This is a genomic window from Methylomonas sp. EFPC1, from assembly GCF_016925515.1.
Classification (GTDB): Bacteria; Pseudomonadota; Gammaproteobacteria; order Methylococcales; family Methylomonadaceae; genus Methylomonas; species Methylomonas defluvii.
The window spans coordinates 1,319,676-1,335,873 of record NZ_CP070494.1; the positions used below are offsets into that span (position 1 = coordinate 1,319,676).

The following is a 16,198-nucleotide window of genomic DNA, read 5'->3' on the forward strand; positions in this document are numbered from 1 at the left end:
ATTTTTGGCAAGAATGACGCATGAACGATTTGACGATTTTATCCGCGCTGGCCGGGGGAGCCATGATTGGGCTGGCCGCCGCTTTGTTGTTGTTTACCCATAAGCATACCGCCGGGATTTCCGGCATCGCGGCGGGCATGCTACCGCCTTGGAACGAGAGCAGTGTCTGGCGCGGTTGGTTTCTGGCCGGCCTGCTGGTCAGCGCGCCCCTATATCGCTTGAGCGGCGCAGACATTACGTTGGATTTGGCAGCCTCGCCTGGTTTGCTGGCAATTGCCGGCCTGCTGGTGGGTTACGGCACCCGGCTAGGTGGCGGCTGCACCAGTGGGCACGGCGTTTGCGGTATCGCCCGCTTGTCCATGCGATCCATCGTCGCGACGCTGACTTTCATGCTGACAGCCGGCATTACGGTATTTATTGTTCGGCATCTGCTCTAAACCGGAAATTCTCGATGAAAAATACTGTTTATTTATTTGCCTACGGGCTGTTGTTTGGGCTGGGCTTGATCGTGGCTGGTATGAGCAACCCAGCCAAAGTATTGGCGTTTCTGGATGTGGCCGGGGCTTGGGACCCCAGTTTGGCCTTGGTTATGGCTAGTGCCTTATTGACGCTGGGACTGGCGCGCTACTTTATGCATCGCAATAACGACGCGGCGGATCGCGAGCAAGAACCTTCGGCTATCGTGCCGGCCGGGATTGATGCCAAACTGATTGCCGGAGCGGCGATATTTGGTGTCGGTTGGGGCTTATCCGGCTTTTGTCCGGGGCCGGCTTTGCTAGGGTTAACTGCTGGCGTGTTGGGTAATTATGCGTTTGTTGCGGCAATGTTTGCCGGGTTTTGGTTATTTCGCTTGTTGCATCAACGCTAACAAGCCACTCCTATCAGTTAAGGATTAAGCCCTTAGGATTGATGCCAATTTCGCGTTAGCCGGGTCCACGGGCCAATCTGCGGCATCAACAGAATCCAATGGCAAATTGCGGACTTCAGCCTGCCACTTGCGGATAAACTTGCCGTCCGGATCATACAGTCGGGTTTGTTTTTCCAGATCAAAATGCCGCTGACCGCGCGGGTCCGCACCCACACCGGCCAGATATTGCCAATTTCCCCAATTGCTGGCCACATCGTAATCCAGCAATTGCTGTTCAAAGTAAGCCGCGCCGAAACGCCAATCCACCGCCAATTCATTGACCAAACAACTGGCGACGATTTGCCGGCCGCGATTGGACATATAACCTGTCGCGTTCAGCTGTTTCATGCAAGCGTTTACTAATGGATAGGGCGTGTAACCGTGACACCATTTTTGAAAACGTTCCGGATAAAAGCAGGTTAAAGGTTTGCGTGGTTTAATGCCGCGAAACGCAAACAGCCGCTTGCCGTGCTGGAGGGCGTACCATTGAAAATACTCTCGCCAGAGCAATTCAAAATACAGCCAATAGGTGGATTCATTGGCGCCATTCTCCTCTTCGTAACGGCGCAAACTGGAATAGATTTTTCGTACCGACAGATTGCCATGGGCCAGCCAAGGCGAAAACTTGCTGGAGTTTTCCCAGCCGTCCAGTTCGTTACGCAAGTCTTTGTAACGGCTGGGGTAGCTGCTGCGAAAATACGCTTTAAGCTGTTTTTTACCGGCGGTCTCGCCGCCATGAAACGCCAGCTCCGGATCAAGCGCCGAAGAGGCCGGTAAATACACCGGAAAATTCAATAGCCAAGCCGATTTCGGCTCGGGGCTGGGCGGCAAAGCATCGGGAGGCGGTAAGGGATGATCGACCGGCAAGTGTTCGACTAGATCTTTGAATGGGGTGAAGGCCTGCGGCAATTGGGTAAACGGTAAATCCTTCAGGTTGAACAGGGTTTGCGTGTCGGATTCGACAAAACGCAAACCCGGCCAATGTTTTTGCAGCGCCAGCCATTGTTGCCGCTCCTGAAAACCAGCATGGCGGCTGCGATAAATCACCGATACGCCATGCTTAGCCACTAGCTCTCCGATGGCCGCAAGCGGTGTTTCGTAACAAACCAGCAGATGTTGTCCGACTTGCTGGAGATTTCTATCCAGGTCTTGCAGGGCTTCTTTTAAAAATCGCCAACGCTGCGCCGACAAATTAGCCATCCCGTATGGGTTGGGCGCCAACCAGGCAGGGTCCAGACAATACACGCAAAGCAACTGATCTACGACTCCGCTGGCTTGTTGCAGGTTGGCGTTATCATGCACCCGCAAATCATTACCAAACCAGTAAAGGCCTATTCTGCGCATTGCCGTCTCGTCCTGATAAAAAATGCCGGCATGCCGCCGGCGAGAGCTGAGGTTTACAACACTATTTAGCGGATAGCAAGGCGCTGATCTTAGAATCCAGCTGTTCCGGCGTCACAGCGCTGGGGAAGGCCGCCACGCTGTTGCCGCTGCGATCAATCAAATATTTGTGAAAATTCCAGGCCGGCGCCTGACCGGTGGCTTTAATCAATTTTTGGAAGAAACCGTTCGCTGCCGCGCCTTTCACCTGACTTTTTTCCAGCATGGGGAACGTGACGCCGTAATTGATGTAACAGACGTTGGCAGTTTTTTCCGCTTCGCTGAACTCCTGATTAAAATCATTGGACGGAAAGCCCACCACCACCAGGCCCTGATCCTTATACTTTTGATATAAGGCTTCCAGGCCCTTAAATTGCGGGGTGTAGCCACAGTTACTCGCGGTGTTCACGGCCAGAATCACCTTGCCTTGAAACGCCTGGCAAAAATCGATTTGCTCGCTGGAACGAAGCTTGGACATCTTGTAATTCAGCAATTCCGGGCAAGGCTCGGCGCCGGCTACCGACACGGAGCACGCCCAGAGGCTGGCGACTAAAAACGCGGTTTTCATCATGGTTCCTCCTGATTCGTTATCCTTGAGCATACCAGTACTGGTTAAAAGTCAACCTTGGCTGACTATCGCCATTAATGCGTTTGCAGCATGCCTTGCTTGACAATAAAGTCAGCGACGGCTTCCAATCCATTGCCGGTTTTGATATTGGTAAACACAAATGGTCGTTCGCCGCGCATCTTTTTGGCATCCCGGTCCATCACTTCCAGCGACGCGCCGACGTAAGGCGCCAAATCAATTTTATTGATCACCAATAAATCCGAACGGGTGATGCCGGGGCCGCCTTTACGCGGTATCTTGTCGCCGGCAGAGACATCGATCACGTAAATCGTCAGGTCAGCCAATTCCGGGCTGAAGGTCGCGCTGAGATTATCTCCGCCGCTTTCCACCATCACAAAATCCAGCTCCGGCCAGCGTTCGATCAAATCGTCAACCGCGGCGAGATTCATCGAGGCATCCTCGCGGATGGCGGTATGCGGACAGCCGCCGGTTTCTACGCCCAGAATGCGTTCCTCCGGCAGCGCCTGACTGCGAATCAAAAACTGCTGATCCTCGCGGGTATAAATATCGTTGGTGACCACGCCGATTTCGTAATCGTCGCGCATCCTCTTGCACAAGGCATCCACCAGCGCTGTCTTACCGGAACCCACCGGGCCGCCGATGCCTACTCTTAAAATTTGTTTGTCGTTCATATTGTCTCCAGTTGCCCCGACACTATCCGGGATTTAAAAATGCCAAATCTCGATTCCACTGCGCTGCGTTGAGGCAGTGTTTATCGGTTGGTGCGAATTATTCCAGCCTTTAAAAACCGTTCGCCCTGAGCTTGTCGAAGGGTCTGCCACCTAGGGCTTCGACAAGCTCAGCCCGAACGGAATACCTGCGATAAAGAGCTTAGGGTGGACACGATAAGTGCCCACGCGAAACCTCATGGCATCACGACCGAAACAGCCGTGAATACTGCATTTCGTGCCGGCTACTGGCCAAGGCCAAACCAAAACAACTGCCGCCGATCTCATCGTCTTTCAATTGCGATGCGCTCTCGACCAAGCCCGGCAACTCGGCGGCCAGACCTTGTAACAACTGCTGCCCGGCCACCTGGCCCAGTGGTACCAATTTAATCGCGCCCAACACCTGATTTTCCAGCCAGCCCCATAAATAACCGGCTATCGCATCGGCTTTATCGATTTGCCAGCGTGTCGCCGCCAACGCAAACAAGGTCGCCAACGTAGCATCGGGCCGTTTTTGCCAAATCTGCGCTTCCGGCATCTCTAACTTGACCAACAAGCGCGCCAGGGCCTGCCCGGTTTGCCTGTCTTCGGCGCGCAATTCGGCAGTTTCGCGGTAAGCGGTTAGGGTTTGACCCCAATGCGTGACAGCCTCGATGTCATTAGTCTGCCAAGCGTCGTACAGCCGCGCCAACAACGGTGCGTCGACCTTGCCTAAACCGTTGTGCAATAAACCACGCAGCCAATCGCCGGTTTGCTCGGCATTGGTTACCCAGCCGTCGTGCACCGCAGTCTCCAGACCCTGTGAATAGCTGTACATCCCAATCGGCAAACTGGGGCTGACCAGTTGCAGCAGCCGCAGCAGGCTTAAATTAGTGACCATGACTATGGTAAGCGCCGGCTTCCGGCTCGAACGGCAGGGTGTCGTGCTCGACGGCTAAACCCAATCCGATCAGCATTTGATCCAGTACATAGTCGGTCAAAAACCGCAATTCGCCGGGCAGGATTTGCAAGGCTACGTGACGATTGCCCAAGTGATAACAAGCGCGGGCAAACAGCAACGGATCGGCGCATTTCACTACCGACAGTGGTTCCGGCGCGGCGTTGATTCGTACCTTGAAACCCTGGCCGTTGGTGAGGATTGCGCCGTGTCTCAGGGTTTGGCCCCTTGGCAGGAACACGCCGACTTGAATACCACCTTGGGTGGTGGCGGGTTGCCGGGATTTCTGCCGGGCCTCGAAGGGGAGGGTGAGGGTGTCGTCTGGGGTTTCTTCGGTTTGGGTGGTTTCGGTGAGTTTTAGCATTGTTTGGTTTGGTTAGATTTTGCTTGTCACGCTGGTTCCCAAGCTCGAGCTTGGGAACGATGTCTCGAAAGCTTTAGCTTTCTTTGAATAATGTGTGTCGCTGTCGCGACGGGTGTTTGGGCGTCGGGTCTCGGCCCGACAGCCGAGTAACTTTTCTTTGCTTGGCCAAAGAAAAGTCACCAAAAGAAAGGCCATCCGGAATTCCGCCTTTATCCTGCGCTTCTCGCTTTTGCCGAGGGTTTTCGGAAGGGCCATCCCTGGCCCTCCGAAAACGAGCGGCATCCCTGCCGCTCCCCTGCGGGCTATTCTCGCCAAAAGCTGCGATGCTCGGGGCGGAATAACGGGACCAAAACCATCCCAAATTCATAAGTAGATCGTAAAAACGTAGAGGCCGGAACTCGCATCGACTTAACTATAATCGACCGAGTCATCCAACAGAACTAAAACCGTAGTTAAAATACCGGTTAACATAAAAGCTGATTTTTCAGTTCGTATCAATTCCTTGTCTAAATAGGTATGGTGAGCAAAATAGTTTCTTGCTAAAAGACAGGATAAGAATGCTTTCAACAAACAATTGCTCCTTTCATCGGCGCATTCAATGTTCATGATTTCACCGATAGGGTCGTTCGATTTTTTTGGTTGAGTATATTGGCCGGCTTTTGTATATTTTCGCCGGTTATCATTTATTTTCTGCTCGAAATAATCAACGACGCTATCAGATATATTTCTTTGTCTAGCAAGTTCTCTTATGTAATCAGTCAACCCTTTTTTATCATTCTCTTCCGAAATATTTTCCTCTCGGTCATAACCCAGCGCGTAACGAAGACAACTTTCGGCTCGTATCGCCAGTAACGAGTAATAATCAAGTGGACGTAATGTTCTAAATTCCAAATTACTTTTTTGTTTTGGGTTACGTTCTAAGTTTTCGTGAAGCTGACGAAATGCATTTAAAAAACTACCAAAAAGATAATTAGCCGATTGCAACCTATCTACCAAATTCTTGAGTATTTGATCTGTTGGAAGTACATATTCATAATGTTTTTTATAAAAAGGCAAATAACGTAAAAAATATCGTTTATCTTCAAAAAACTCATAGGGTAAAACTCTACTTAACTCTGCCCATTCTCGTTCACCAAAAGACGAATAGGCCCATTTATCCAAATAGAAGGCGAGGTCATTATCGTTCAGAATGTAAAGCCATTCCAAAGCAAGCCTAATGTCTTTCTGAAGATAAGGCCAAGCTTGGAGAGTCCATTTACTGTGCTTTTCGTTAGCCCACAACCAACGTTGTGCCAACCTAAGTAATTTTGTTTCGATAGCTTCTTCAAGTATTTCTGCATTGATACCTAAATGCTCAGCTAATTGTTTCGCACCTTTTATTTGTAGATTTTGATCGTCATTGCCACACAAAGCGTCGCGAAACGCGCGGTAATGAGAGAGCCATGTCATCGGCTCAGCCAATCCACCCCAGTGATTAGACTCACTGAGTACATCAGTAGGCTTTATATCGTTTTGCTTAAGTTGTGTAGCGTACCGTATAACGGATTCGGCACGTTCTTCAATATCTGGTGTATTGAGAATAGGCTGAAAATAATCGGCTCTACATACAACGTCAATCAGTGCATAGGCTTGCCAATGAAAAAAATAGTCAGCATAGGGAGTTATTGAGATCGAACGATAGGGATGAACAAATGCGTCTGGTATTGGTGTGGTTCGGTAATTATTTTTACGAAGCAAATCATAACTCGAAGCGGTAGCTTGGAAAAAAGGATGCAAAAACCAAAGCGGGCTTTGATCTTTTTCAACGCACCATTCCGAAGCCCACAAGCAATCTTCAGTATCAAATGCAGGTTTCGTAGAATCTATTTCAGCAGGACATAAAGGGAAATTTTGCCAAGCTAAAAAATACCCAACTGGAAAAACAACTCGGTGTTGGGGTACAAGCCATCCCCACTCTTCTAGCTTTGACAATGGATGGTTTTTCAGAAAATCTTTAAGACCTAGGTCTTCTAACCAGGATACAAACGTACCTTTCGAGCCTTGCTGAATAGTAAGAAGTGGTGGTTTAGCAAACATTTAAATCCTACAAATTATTCAATAACCATTCATACAACGATGGGTTTACTCCCGTTATTCCGCCCCGAGCATCGCAGCTCTTGTGCCCCGTGGGTATTTGGTGAGATTAGCCCGTAGGGGAGCGGCAGGGATGCCGCTCGTTTTCGGAGGGGCTGGGAAGCCCCTTCCGAAAACCCTCGCCGAAAGCAAGACGCGCAGGATTAAGGCGGAATGTCGGGTGGCCTTTTCTTTGGATACTTTCTTTTGGCCACGCAAAAGAAAGTATCGCGGTTGTCGGTCCGCGAACCGACATATAAAACATCCGTCGCGACAGCGACACAAAACCCCAGCAAAGCTATATCCTCATAAAACTGTGAAAAACCTCACACTTCTTCAGCCAGAAAGTTAACAGAGAAAACCCTTCAGTTTCCCTAAATTATCACCGTCCCCGCTAATTACGCCGCCAGTAAAACCACAGCGTAAATGCCTAAGGACACGCTGCCCTTGAATTTTCAGGTAGGCCAATTTTTTACCCGAGAAGCAAGTACAGCGTTAACTCATCCACTCTCGTGTTTAATTTACAAAAGGTGAAGGTCATGAAAACTATCAAAAATCTGTTTCTAATGCTGTCTGTCATTACTGCTTCCATGTTTGGTGCCAGTGCGGCCAATGCGGCGACTTGTTCCGCCGGTTGGGTGAATGTCACCGGTGTTTACGAATATAACGTTAACGGTACGACATACGGTTATATCTACACCGTGCCGGAACACAACGTACTGCCAGCCTATACCAACTATTTCGTCACCTATAACAAAGAGGCTTTGATTCAGGCCAAAATGGCGCTGCAAAACCATCAAACTTACTATTTGTATGGTGACTCAGGCACTGCTGCCTGCCCAACCTCCGGCTCTTATCGCTACTTGGGTACTTTATCCTATCTGTACGAGTACTAATCGCGGCATCCGATCATGCGGAATCTTTGGTCTGGCCCATCCGACCGAGATTCCGCTCTGAGTAACATCAACCTAGGTCAAGATCATGAACAAACTTGTCTCAATACTGGGTGTGGCTAGCGTTTTTGCGAGCGGATATTTTGCCGGTCAGCAATTCCCCGGTCGCGGCGACAGCCATTCAGCGGCGCTGCCGGAGAATACCGCTTCAGTTTCCGCGCCAGTTATCGCGGTCGGCGCTAACAGAAAGCTGGATATGTCGCGGACAAACGTCCCGGTCTCTAAGGAAATTCGGTTGCCCCCTCACGAACAGCAACGGCAGGCGCTCGCTAATGGCTTGTCTCCCGAAGATGAGGTTGCGCGTAGCGAAGCCAATGCCGACTTGATTGCGTCGATGCGAGCCAACCACTTACCGGAAGAGCAGGTCGCTCAATTGGAGCAGACTCTGAAAGATCAAGAGTCCGCCACGCCCGTTCAGCCTGAAGAGCCGGTATCCGAACGAACCAACGCGGAATTGAGCGCCGAGCTACGCGAAAGCCTAAAGCAATCCGGTGCTCCGCCGGAAATCATCAATGCCATGGCTCAGCCACTCGAAGCCGGCGCAACCACCACGGACGAACCGGTTCTACCGCACAAAAACCATATCCCAGGTTCCTAGTTTTAACGGATGGCAAACACTGCCATCGCTTCAGTTGCATACAGTTTGTTTTCGGCAGGGCCACGGATGGCTCTACCGAAAACCCTGACCCTTCTCAAAACAGGAAATACCGCTGCGCCATCGGCAACACCACCGCCGGTTCGCAAGTCAACAACACCCCATCCGCCTTGACCTGATAAGTCTGCGGGCACACCTCCATCACCGGCTTGTAGTCGTTCAATTTCATATCCGCCTTACCGATGTTGCGAGTATTGCGCACCGTGCCGACCCGTTTCTGCAAGCCCAATTGCCCGGCAACACCCGCCGATACCGCCGCTTGCGGCAAAAAGATCATCGAGGTGTTGGCGGCGGTGCGGCCGAAGCTGCCGAACATCGGCCGGTAATGCACCGGTTGTGGGGTAGGGATGGAAGCGTTGGCATCGCCCATCGGCGCGGCGGCGATAAGGCCGCCTTTGATCACCAAGCTGGGTTTGACGCCGAAAAAGGCCGGTTGCCACAACACCAGGTCGGCCAGTTTGCCGGCTTCGATGGAGCCCACTTCGTGGCTGATGCCGTGGCTGATGGCCGGGTTGATGGTGTATTTGGCGATGTAGCGTTTGATGCGCTGGTTGTCGCTGCTCGCCGGGTCGCCGGCTAAGGCGCCGCGCTGTGCCTTCATTTTATGCGCGGTCTGCCAGGTGCGGATCACCACTTCGCCGACCCGGCCCATGGCTTGCGAGTCGGACGAAATCATCGAAAACGCGCCCAGATCATGCAGGATGTCTTCGGCGGCGATGGTTTCGCGGCGGATACGCGATTCGGCGAAGGCCACGTCTTCCGGGATGCTGGGATCAAGGTGATGGCAGACCATCAACATGTCCAGATGCTCGTCGACGGTGTTGACCGTGTAGGGCCGGGTTGGGTTGGTGGACGACGGCAGCACATTGCCCAAGCCGCAAGCCTTGATGATGTCCGGGGCATGGCCGCCGCCGGCGCCTTCGGTGTGGTAAGTGTGGATGGTGCGGCCCTTGAAGGCGGCGAAGGTGTCTTCGACAAAGCCCGATTCGTTCAAGGTGTCGGTGTGGATCGCCACCTGCACGTCGTAATCCTCGGCCACGCCCAGGCAGCAATCAATCGATGCCGGCGTGGTGCCCCAATCTTCATGCAGTTTCAGGCCCATCGCTCCGGCTTTGATTTGTTCTTCCAATGCACCGGGCAGGCTGGCGTTGCCTTTGCCGAGCAAACCAAAGTTCATCGGCAGGCCGTCCAGCGCGGTCAGCATTTGTTGCAGATGCCACGGCCCCGGTGTGCAGGTGGTGGCGTTGGTGCCGGTGGCCGGCCCGGTGCCGCCACCGATCATCGTCGTCACCCCGGAACACAGCGCTTCCTCGATCTGCTGCGGGCAGATGAAATGAATGTGGGCGTCGATGCCTCCGGCGGTCAAAATCTGACCTTCGCCGGCGATGACTTCGGTGCCGGGGCCGACGATGATGTCCACGCCGGGTTGAATGTCCGGATTACCGGCCTTGCCGATCTTGAAAATGCGGCCGTCCTTAACGCCGACATCGGCTTTGACGATGCCCCAGTAATCGATGATCAAGGCGTTGGTAATCACCAAATCCACGGCTTGATCGTTCCCCAATTGACTTTGGCCCATGCCGTCGCGGATTACCTTGCCGCCGCCGAATTTCACCTCGTCGCCGTAGACCGTGTAATCGGCTTCTACTTGCAGAATCAAATCGGTGTCGGCCAGCCGCAAGCGGTCGCCGGTGGTGGGGCCGAACATGTCGGCATAAGCCGCTCTCGAAATCTTGCTCATGCGGTTTTCTCCAATGCGCCCATTACCTCGCCTCTAAATCCGTAAACCTCGCGCTTGCCGGCAAATGCCACCAACTGCACCTCGCGTTGCTGGCCCGGCTCAAAACGCACCGCAGTGCCGGCTGGAATGTCTAGGCGAAATCCGCGCGCAGAATCGCGGTCGAAATGTAACGCCGGGTTGGTTTCGTAAAAATGATAATGCGAGCCGACCTGAATTGGCCGGTCGCCGCTGTTGGCAACCAGGACTTTGACCGTAGTGCGGCCGGCGTTAAGTTCGATGTCGCCGTCGGCGGGGAAGATTTCTCCAGGAATCATGTTTTGCTCCTATACGATGGGGTCGTGTACGGTGACTAACTTGGTGCCGTCCGGGAATGTGGCCTCTACCTGCACCTCGGTCAACATCTCGGCGATGCCGTCCATCACATCGTCGATGCTTAATAACGTTCGTCCATAAGCCATCAACTCGGCCACGGTCTGACCGTCGCGGGCGCCTTCCATGATCGCGGCGGAGATATAAGCCACGGCTTCCGGGTAGTTAAGTTTCAAGCCTCTGGCTTTGCGGCGCTCGGCGAGGAGGGCGGCAGTAAAGAGGAGGAGTTTGTCTTTTTCTCTTGGGGTTAATTGCATGGCGTTTGTCTTGTTTTTTGTGTCGCTGCCGCGACGTTTGTTTTAATGTCGGGTCTCGGCCCGACAACCGAGATACTTTCTTTTGTTTGGCCAAAAGAAAGTATCCAAAGAAAAAACCACCCCATGCCGCTTGTAACCTGCGCGCCGAAGGGTTTGAACGGGGTTTTCGGAAGGGCTATCCATAGCCCTCCGAAAACGCGATGCATCCCTGCATCGCCCCTGCGGGCTAATCCGTCCAAACCCTCCGGTGCTCGGCGCGGCATCAGGGGGCTAACCATCCCGGAATCAAAAGTTCTAGAATTCAACTCTGCAGAACCGATTGCGCTTAGTTGATTGGATTGGCTTAGCTTAGGATATTTCTGGCAACGACATCCCTTTCTGAGCAAAGTATTCTTTGAATCCATGGTTGCAAAAGTGGTGTACCAATTGAGCATTGGTCGGTCCCGAATGTCCTCCATCAGAACGGCGCTGAATATGGTCATCGCTCGCATGCGAAAGCACAAGACGTGCTCTGCAAATAGCACAGGGCCGAGCTGATTCCAAACTCGCTATGATGCGAGCTGCGCTACGCGTTTCTTTCCATGGGCTTGATTTGGCATTTCCGTCGTTAGTTTTAGCCATAACCAAAGCCGAGACGCTTTTCAAAATATCAGCATCACTATTTCCGGCTTCTAATCCATCCAGAATTTGTCTGAGCAAGTTTTTAATTGGCTCCAAACTCCGCTTCCAGCCACCATATCGGCTGAGAATTTGCTGTCCAAGATTATCCTTTCCGATCAGCATTTCTTCTAATTTAGCTCGATGCAAGGTGAATTTGATCAACTCATCTTTTTGAATCAACTCTTGCACGAACAGCACTACCGCCAAAAACATACTAGGGCGATGATTTCCAGTTGTACCCCAAAAATAAACCGCCGGGTGCAGGCTAAGTGAGGCTGGTTCGTTACCAGCTATATACTTAACTACTCCCCATACCTGAGCAAGTACCCGAGAAGTTTGAGTACCATCAGTATCGGGAGGCATGTCGTTTGTACCGGCTTTGATACCGGTGATCATGTTTACTAATTCAACTGCTAGCCTCAGTCCATTAGCTGTTTGCGCCATGCCCGCTGGTTGCAATTCAACGTGAGAGTGGGGTTTGGCATCTTCTGGCTCAAAGATGGCGTCGTATATGTTTTTGGCGTACTTTTCAATGATTGCCACATTTTGTGCATCAAAAGTGCCCCAGTACGCGTGCCCACGACCAGCACTCACTAATGCGCGTGCAGCTATGATATTGGGCGCTTTACGCTCTAGAATCATGTAACGTTCAGTTGGGTCAATCTCTACAGAGCGTTGATTGATGTCCAAAAAAGACTGCAACGCAACATCCGCGTCACCCACCACCCATTGAGTTTCAATTGGTTGGGCAATGTTCGTGCTCCAAGCAAGTTGTTCAGGCGTGCGGTTTGGAAGTCGGGTTAATTTTTGAAGTTCGGCGTACTCTAAACCTTCAGCTTTGATTTGTTCGCGACACTTACGAGCAGCATCGCGTTGCGATTTAGCTATTTGGTGTTTGAAAAATGCTTGCGAAATTGGCCCGTCACCATAGTCATCATTTACCCAAGCAACAAAAACACTCAGTCGGTGAGCTCCGTCAATAACAAAAGTTGATCCGTCGGCTGACCACAAAATAACTGCGGGAATTAGATGGCCATTGCGAAAGCTACGCACCAACGACACTACGTTGTCTACCCCCCAGTCATTGGTTTCACGTTGAAATAGTGGTTTCCTCAAAAGCCCGTAGAAATGCCGACCTAACTCTAACTCCGTTACTTGGATCACACCCTTGCTAGCTTTTGGATTTTTGGCCTCCACGTCATCTCGTGGGATCAATGCGTCAAGGTTAACGGTTTCTTTTTGTTTTACTGCCATCTGTTTTTATTCCATAGCAAGTATCAAGAGTGACTTTCACAATTCCTTTTCAGGGGCTGAAGCGCATCGCTCGCGACTGATGCGCCTCCTAACGTCGGCAGCATCCTACAATAATCAGGTTGTTTCGGCTTTTAAAATCTCCAGGTTTTCTTTCAACGCAGGACGGGGTTAATCCCCTGATGCCGCGCCGAGCACCGGAGGGTTTGGACGGATCAGCCCGCAGGGGAGCGGCAGGGATGCCGCTCGTTTTCGGAGGGCTAGGGATAGCTCTTCCGAAAACCCCGTTCAAACCCTTCGGCGCGCAGGATATAAGCGGCATGGGGTGGCCTTTTCTTTGTATACTTTCTTTTGGCCAAGCAAAAGAAAGTATCGCGGTTGTCGGTCCGCGAACCGACATACAAAAAGCCGTCGCGGTAGCCACACCAAGTTCAAAGCCCTCCGCCATCCATGGGTTCTGGATTCCGGTAATCCATGCCGGAATGACGTGTTCATTTAGACCGCTCCAAATCGATAAGACGACACCAGACAAAACAAACATGCTTACGTCGCCCAAATCCTGGGAGCACAAACGGCCTTCCCAACAACATCCCCCCTCACCAATCCCCAAACAGCTTCAAAAAACGATTTCAACAAATCCGCCCTACGATCCAATCCCCGACAAATCAACAAATCCTCTATCAAAGTCACCCCGCGATTGGGTTCATCGCCAATCAATTCCTGTACCGCTGCCAAATGCAAAGGCGTAGCCGGATACACAAACAGCGTCCCGCACGCCGAATGCCCAAATAAACCCCAGCGGGCTAGGAAAGCTTCTGCGTCCAGGCGCAAACGTTCCAGATAAAACAAACGCCCGGCGCGGCTGATGCGCCAATTCAAGGTCGCAGAGCCATTTTCAAAGCCTTCACCGGCGGCCGGGCGGCCTAAGGCCAATATTTCCCAGCCGATGAAGTGGGCCTGTTCGGCCAGATTGATATTCATGCTGGAATTTAAGCGGGCACCTTCGTAAACGATGGTTTCTTGAGGTAGCCATTCGAGGCTGGCGTGCTCGGCGACTGTTAAATTGATTTCTTGCCGCGCTTCGCCGCCGCCGCTGCGATAAAACTTGCCGGCAGCGGGGGTGGTGATCAGGGCTTGGGCGTCGGGTTCGACATCGGCGTAAATGCTTAATTGATCGCCGGCCACAACGCCGCCGGGCGGGTGCAGCAGGTAGACGTGGCAGACGCCGCCTTCCGGGTAGAAGGGTCGCTGCACGGTCAAGGGTCCACGATGCTCGCTTCTAGCTAAGACGGTTTTATCGCCACGTTGGCTAAAGCCCAGTCTTAACTCTGCCTCCCATGCCGCTCCGGCAGTGGTGGCCTGGGGAATTGCCGAAGGGGCCGAGTGTGTGGACATAGAGTGTGCGGTGGGGGTTATCAGTTTTTGGTTTTTGGCACGATCGCCGGTTTCTCCGACAAGTGCACTTGCTCAGATTTTTGGGCGTGCCGTTGCCGGGAGAGGTGCAATATAACTGGACCAAATACAAATCCCAAAATTAATCCGCCGATCAGCAAAGCGGGTAAATCGGGGATTTCGAAAAAGGGATGCAGGGCGGCTTGGGTCAATTGCATCAGGTTGCCGCCTTCCATCATGGCGTCGTAACTCGTATGCGCCTCGCTACGCATTGACCAAACCAATAACAACGCCCCGATCGCCAGCCAATATTGTTCGGATTTCATGATTATATCTCCGTCATCCCGCTGTGAACTTGTTTGATGGGCGATGCCCGTCTTGTCGATTTGCGATTCTGCCCTCGTGATGCGTTGCGGGCTTGCTAAACCGTCAAATACCGCTTCACCATATCGTCCGCCAATTCCTCCATCGCCCCCACCGCCACATGCCGTCCCCTATCCATGATGCAAAACTGGTTGGCCACCTTGCGCGCAAACGGCAGTTTTTGTTCGACCAATAATACGGTTACGCCCAGTTCTTTGTGGATACGGTCGATGGCTTGATGGATTTCGCCGGTTTCCGGTTTGGGAATTGGTGTGGCTACGCCACGCGACTTGTTCAGGCGAATGATCACGTCGCCGATTTCGCTGACGATGTTGGGCTGGATGCCTTCGGTAGGTTCGTCCAGAATCAATAAGCGTGGATTCAATACCAGCGCCCGGCCAATCGCCAATTGCTGTTGCTGGCCGCCGGACAGGTCGCCGCCGCGGCGTTTCAGCATTTGCTTCAGCACCGGGAAAATTTCGAAAATGCTGTCCGGGACTTTTTTAATGCCGTGCTTGTGGGCGGCGCGCAGGCCGGTTTTCAGGTTTTCTTCCACGGTCAGCAGCGGAAAGATTTCCCGGCCCTGCGGCACGTAGCCGATACCCAGTTCGGCGCGGGATTCGGCCTTGGCTTTGGCCAGTTCCACGCCGTCGAATTGGATGCTGCCGTCGGCTACCGGCAGCAGGCCCATGATGGCTTTGAGTAGCGTGGTTTTGCCGACGCCGTTGCGGCCCATCAGGCAGACGCAGGCGCCGGCCGGCACGCGCAAATCCAGGTCCCACAAGGTGTGGCTGGCGCCGTAGTATTGTTGCAGTGCGCTAATGTTTAACATCATCCCCCCAAATAAACTTGTATGACGCGCGGATCGTTTTGGACTTCGTCCATGCTGCCTTCGGTGAGCACCGAGCCTTCGTGCAGCACCGTGACTTTGCGGGCGATGCTGCGCACGAATTCCATATCGTGCTCGACCACCACGATGGAATGCTTGCCTTGCAAGGACAGCAGCAATTCAGCGGTACGTTCCACTTCCTGATGAGTCATGCCGGCGATGGGTTCGTCGACCAGCATTACTTTTGGGTCCTGCATCAGCAGCATACCGATTTCCAGCCACTGCTTCTGACCGTGCGACAGCGCGCCGGCCAGTTGCCGCTGTTGTGCGGGCAGGGCGATGGTTTGCAGTACGTCCTGGATGCGGTCGCGTTGCTCGCCGTTGAGTTTATGGAACAGCGTCGGCCAGGTACGTTTGTCGGTCCGTAAGGCCAGTTCCAGGTTTTCGAACACGGTCAAGGCGTCAAACACACTCGGTTTTTGAAACTTGCGGCAAATGCCGGCCTGGGCGATGGCCGGTTCGTCCAGTTCCAGCAAATCGATGGTCTGGCCGAAGAATACCGAACCGCTGTCGGGCTTGGTTTTGCCGGTAATGACGTCCATCAAGGTGGTCTTGCCGGCGCCATTGGGGCCGATCAGGCAGCGCAATTCGCCGTCGTCGATGTAGAGGGATAAATGGTTTAGCGCCCGGAAGCCGTCGAAACTGACGCTGACGTCTTCCATGTACAGAATC

18 protein-coding genes are annotated in these 16,198 nt (G+C 52.6%); 4 read left to right on the forward strand and 14 right to left on the reverse strand.

Annotated elements, in window-relative coordinates; all coding sequences use genetic code 11:
- The first annotated feature begins 20 nt into the window (after window positions 1-20).
- The gene (locus JWZ98_RS06245; protein WP_205453671.1) at window positions 21-437 is read left to right on the forward strand and encodes a YeeE/YedE thiosulfate transporter family protein; all 417 of its coding nucleotides are present in this window, start codon (window positions 21-23) and stop codon (window positions 435-437) included.
- Window positions 438-451: 14 nt separating this feature from the next.
- Window positions 452-868, forward strand: a complete 417-nt coding sequence (locus JWZ98_RS06250) for a DUF6691 family protein (RefSeq protein ID WP_205453672.1) — start codon at window positions 452-454, stop codon at window positions 866-868.
- Between the two features lie 24 nt (window positions 869-892).
- Here the strand turns inward: JWZ98_RS06250 and JWZ98_RS06255 are convergent, their stop codons facing one another.
- From JWZ98_RS06255 to JWZ98_RS06280, 6 genes are all read right to left on the reverse strand, one after another.
- Window positions 893-2,251 carry a DASH family cryptochrome gene (locus JWZ98_RS06255; protein WP_205453673.1) on the reverse strand — a complete coding sequence of 453 codons (1,359 nt, stop codon included), beginning with the start codon at window positions 2,249-2,251 and terminating at the stop codon, window positions 893-895.
- Between the two features lie 61 nt (window positions 2,252-2,312).
- Window positions 2,313-2,858 carry a glutathione peroxidase gene (locus JWZ98_RS06260; RefSeq protein WP_240348241.1) on the reverse strand — a complete coding sequence of 182 codons (546 nt, stop codon included), beginning with the start codon at window positions 2,856-2,858 and terminating at the stop codon, window positions 2,313-2,315.
- 71 nt (window positions 2,859-2,929) lie between these two features.
- Window positions 2,930-3,547 carry an urease accessory protein UreG gene (gene ureG, locus JWZ98_RS06265; RefSeq protein WP_205453674.1) on the reverse strand — a complete coding sequence of 206 codons (618 nt, stop codon included), beginning with the start codon at window positions 3,545-3,547 and terminating at the stop codon, window positions 2,930-2,932.
- A gap of 241 nt (window positions 3,548-3,788) precedes the next feature.
- Window positions 3,789-4,463 carry an urease accessory protein UreF gene (locus JWZ98_RS06270; protein WP_205453675.1) on the reverse strand — a complete coding sequence of 225 codons (675 nt, stop codon included), beginning with the start codon at window positions 4,461-4,463 and terminating at the stop codon, window positions 3,789-3,791.
- Entirely contained in the window at window positions 4,453-4,884 is a 432-nt protein-coding gene (gene ureE, locus JWZ98_RS06275; protein ID WP_171694564.1) for an urease accessory protein UreE, read from the reverse strand. The genes JWZ98_RS06270 and ureE overlap by 11 nt, the downstream gene beginning before the upstream one ends.
- A 408-nt stretch (window positions 4,885-5,292) precedes the next feature.
- Window positions 5,293-6,960, reverse strand: coding sequence for a hypothetical protein (locus tag JWZ98_RS06280; protein WP_033158907.1), 1,668 nt, complete (start codon window positions 6,958-6,960; stop codon window positions 5,293-5,295).
- Between the two features lie 575 nt (window positions 6,961-7,535).
- On the opposite strand from JWZ98_RS06280, the gene JWZ98_RS06285 reads away from it, so the two are divergent.
- Together JWZ98_RS06285 and JWZ98_RS06290 are read left to right on the forward strand one after the other, a co-directional pair.
- Window positions 7,536-7,892 carry a hypothetical protein gene (locus JWZ98_RS06285; RefSeq protein WP_129871365.1) on the forward strand — a complete coding sequence of 119 codons (357 nt, stop codon included), beginning with the start codon at window positions 7,536-7,538 and terminating at the stop codon, window positions 7,890-7,892.
- Window positions 7,893-7,977: 85 nt separating this feature from the next.
- Window positions 7,978-8,547, forward strand: coding sequence for a hypothetical protein (locus tag JWZ98_RS06290; RefSeq protein ID WP_033158909.1), 570 nt, complete (start codon window positions 7,978-7,980; stop codon window positions 8,545-8,547).
- Window positions 8,548-8,641: 94 nt separating this feature from the next.
- Here JWZ98_RS06290 and ureC read toward each other — a convergent pair whose 3' ends face one another.
- The 8 genes from ureC to urtD all read right to left on the reverse strand — a co-directional run bounded on the left by ureC (window position 8,642) and on the right by urtD (window position 16,188).
- A complete protein-coding gene (ureC, locus tag JWZ98_RS06295; protein ID WP_205453676.1) occupies window positions 8,642-10,345 on the reverse strand; it encodes an urease subunit alpha in 1,704 nt (567 codons plus the stop codon).
- Complete coding sequence (locus tag JWZ98_RS06300) at window positions 10,342-10,659, reverse strand: urease subunit beta (RefSeq protein ID WP_205453677.1); 318 nt, start codon at window positions 10,657-10,659, stop codon at window positions 10,342-10,344. The genes ureC and JWZ98_RS06300 overlap by 4 nt, the downstream gene beginning before the upstream one ends.
- 9 nt (window positions 10,660-10,668) lie before the next feature.
- A complete protein-coding gene (gene ureA, locus JWZ98_RS06305; RefSeq protein ID WP_026601519.1) occupies window positions 10,669-10,971 on the reverse strand; it encodes an urease subunit gamma in 303 nt (100 codons plus the stop codon).
- 348 nt (window positions 10,972-11,319) lie between these two features.
- On the reverse strand, window positions 11,320-12,885 hold the full coding sequence (locus JWZ98_RS06310) for a DUF262 domain-containing protein (RefSeq protein ID WP_205453678.1): 1,566 nt from the start codon (window positions 12,883-12,885) through the stop codon (window positions 11,320-11,322).
- Between the two features lie 540 nt (window positions 12,886-13,425).
- Window positions 13,426-14,277, reverse strand: coding sequence for an urease accessory protein UreD (locus JWZ98_RS06315; RefSeq protein WP_205453679.1), 852 nt, complete (start codon window positions 14,275-14,277; stop codon window positions 13,426-13,428).
- A 20-nt stretch (window positions 14,278-14,297) separates the two neighbouring features.
- A complete protein-coding gene (locus JWZ98_RS06320) occupies window positions 14,298-14,600 on the reverse strand; it encodes a hypothetical protein (protein ID WP_205453680.1) in 303 nt (100 codons plus the stop codon).
- Window positions 14,601-14,695: 95 nt separating this feature from the next.
- Complete coding sequence (locus tag JWZ98_RS06325; protein ID WP_205454399.1) at window positions 14,696-15,469, reverse strand: ABC transporter ATP-binding protein; 774 nt, start codon at window positions 15,467-15,469, stop codon at window positions 14,696-14,698.
- Window positions 15,469-16,188: an urea ABC transporter ATP-binding protein UrtD gene (urtD, locus tag JWZ98_RS06330; protein ID WP_346015198.1), complete on the reverse strand. Its 720-nt coding sequence runs from the start codon at window positions 16,186-16,188 to the stop codon at window positions 15,469-15,471. Before urtD ends, JWZ98_RS06325 begins: the two co-directional genes overlap by 1 nt.
- Window positions 16,189-16,198: the final 10 nt, after the last annotated feature.

Bases quoted from the DNA above. Each gene is read 5' to 3' on its own strand.
- JWZ98_RS06245 (WP_205453671.1), top strand. From the start codon at position 21: ATGAACGATTTGACGATTTTATCCGCGCTGGCCGGGGGAGCCATGATT.
- JWZ98_RS06250 (WP_205453672.1), top strand. From the start codon at position 452: ATGAAAAATACTGTTTATTTATTTGCCTACGGGCTGTTGTTTGGGCTG.
- JWZ98_RS06255 (WP_205453673.1), bottom strand. From the start codon at position 2,251: ATGCGCAGAATAGGCCTTTACTGGTTTGGTAATGATTTGCGGGTGCAT.
- JWZ98_RS06260 (WP_240348241.1), bottom strand. From the start codon at position 2,858: ATGATGAAAACCGCGTTTTTAGTCGCCAGCCTCTGGGCGTGCTCCGTG.
- ureG (WP_205453674.1), bottom strand. From the start codon at position 3,547: ATGAACGACAAACAAATTTTAAGAGTAGGCATCGGCGGCCCGGTGGGT.
- JWZ98_RS06270 (WP_205453675.1), bottom strand. From the start codon at position 4,463: ATGGTCACTAATTTAAGCCTGCTGCGGCTGCTGCAACTGGTCAGCCCC.
- ureE (WP_171694564.1), bottom strand. From the start codon at position 4,884: ATGCTAAAACTCACCGAAACCACCCAAACCGAAGAAACCCCAGACGAC.
- JWZ98_RS06280 (WP_033158907.1), bottom strand. From the start codon at position 6,960: ATGTTTGCTAAACCACCACTTCTTACTATTCAGCAAGGCTCGAAAGGT.
- JWZ98_RS06285 (WP_129871365.1), top strand. From the start codon at position 7,536: ATGAAAACTATCAAAAATCTGTTTCTAATGCTGTCTGTCATTACTGCT.
- JWZ98_RS06290 (WP_033158909.1), top strand. From the start codon at position 7,978: ATGAACAAACTTGTCTCAATACTGGGTGTGGCTAGCGTTTTTGCGAGC.
- ureC (WP_205453676.1), bottom strand. From the start codon at position 10,345: ATGAGCAAGATTTCGAGAGCGGCTTATGCCGACATGTTCGGCCCCACC.
- JWZ98_RS06300 (WP_205453677.1), bottom strand. From the start codon at position 10,659: ATGATTCCTGGAGAAATCTTCCCCGCCGACGGCGACATCGAACTTAAC.
- ureA (WP_026601519.1), bottom strand. From the start codon at position 10,971: ATGCAATTAACCCCAAGAGAAAAAGACAAACTCCTCCTCTTTACTGCC.
- JWZ98_RS06310 (WP_205453678.1), bottom strand. From the start codon at position 12,885: ATGGCAGTAAAACAAAAAGAAACCGTTAACCTTGACGCATTGATCCCA.
- JWZ98_RS06315 (WP_205453679.1), bottom strand. From the start codon at position 14,277: ATGTCCACACACTCGGCCCCTTCGGCAATTCCCCAGGCCACCACTGCC.
- JWZ98_RS06320 (WP_205453680.1), bottom strand. From the start codon at position 14,600: ATGAAATCCGAACAATATTGGCTGGCGATCGGGGCGTTGTTATTGGTT.
- JWZ98_RS06325 (WP_205454399.1), bottom strand. From the start codon at position 15,469: ATGTTAAACATTAGCGCACTGCAACAATACTACGGCGCCAGCCACACC.
- urtD (WP_346015198.1), bottom strand. From the start codon at position 16,188: ATGGAAGACGTCAGCGTCAGTTTCGACGGCTTCCGGGCGCTAAACCAT.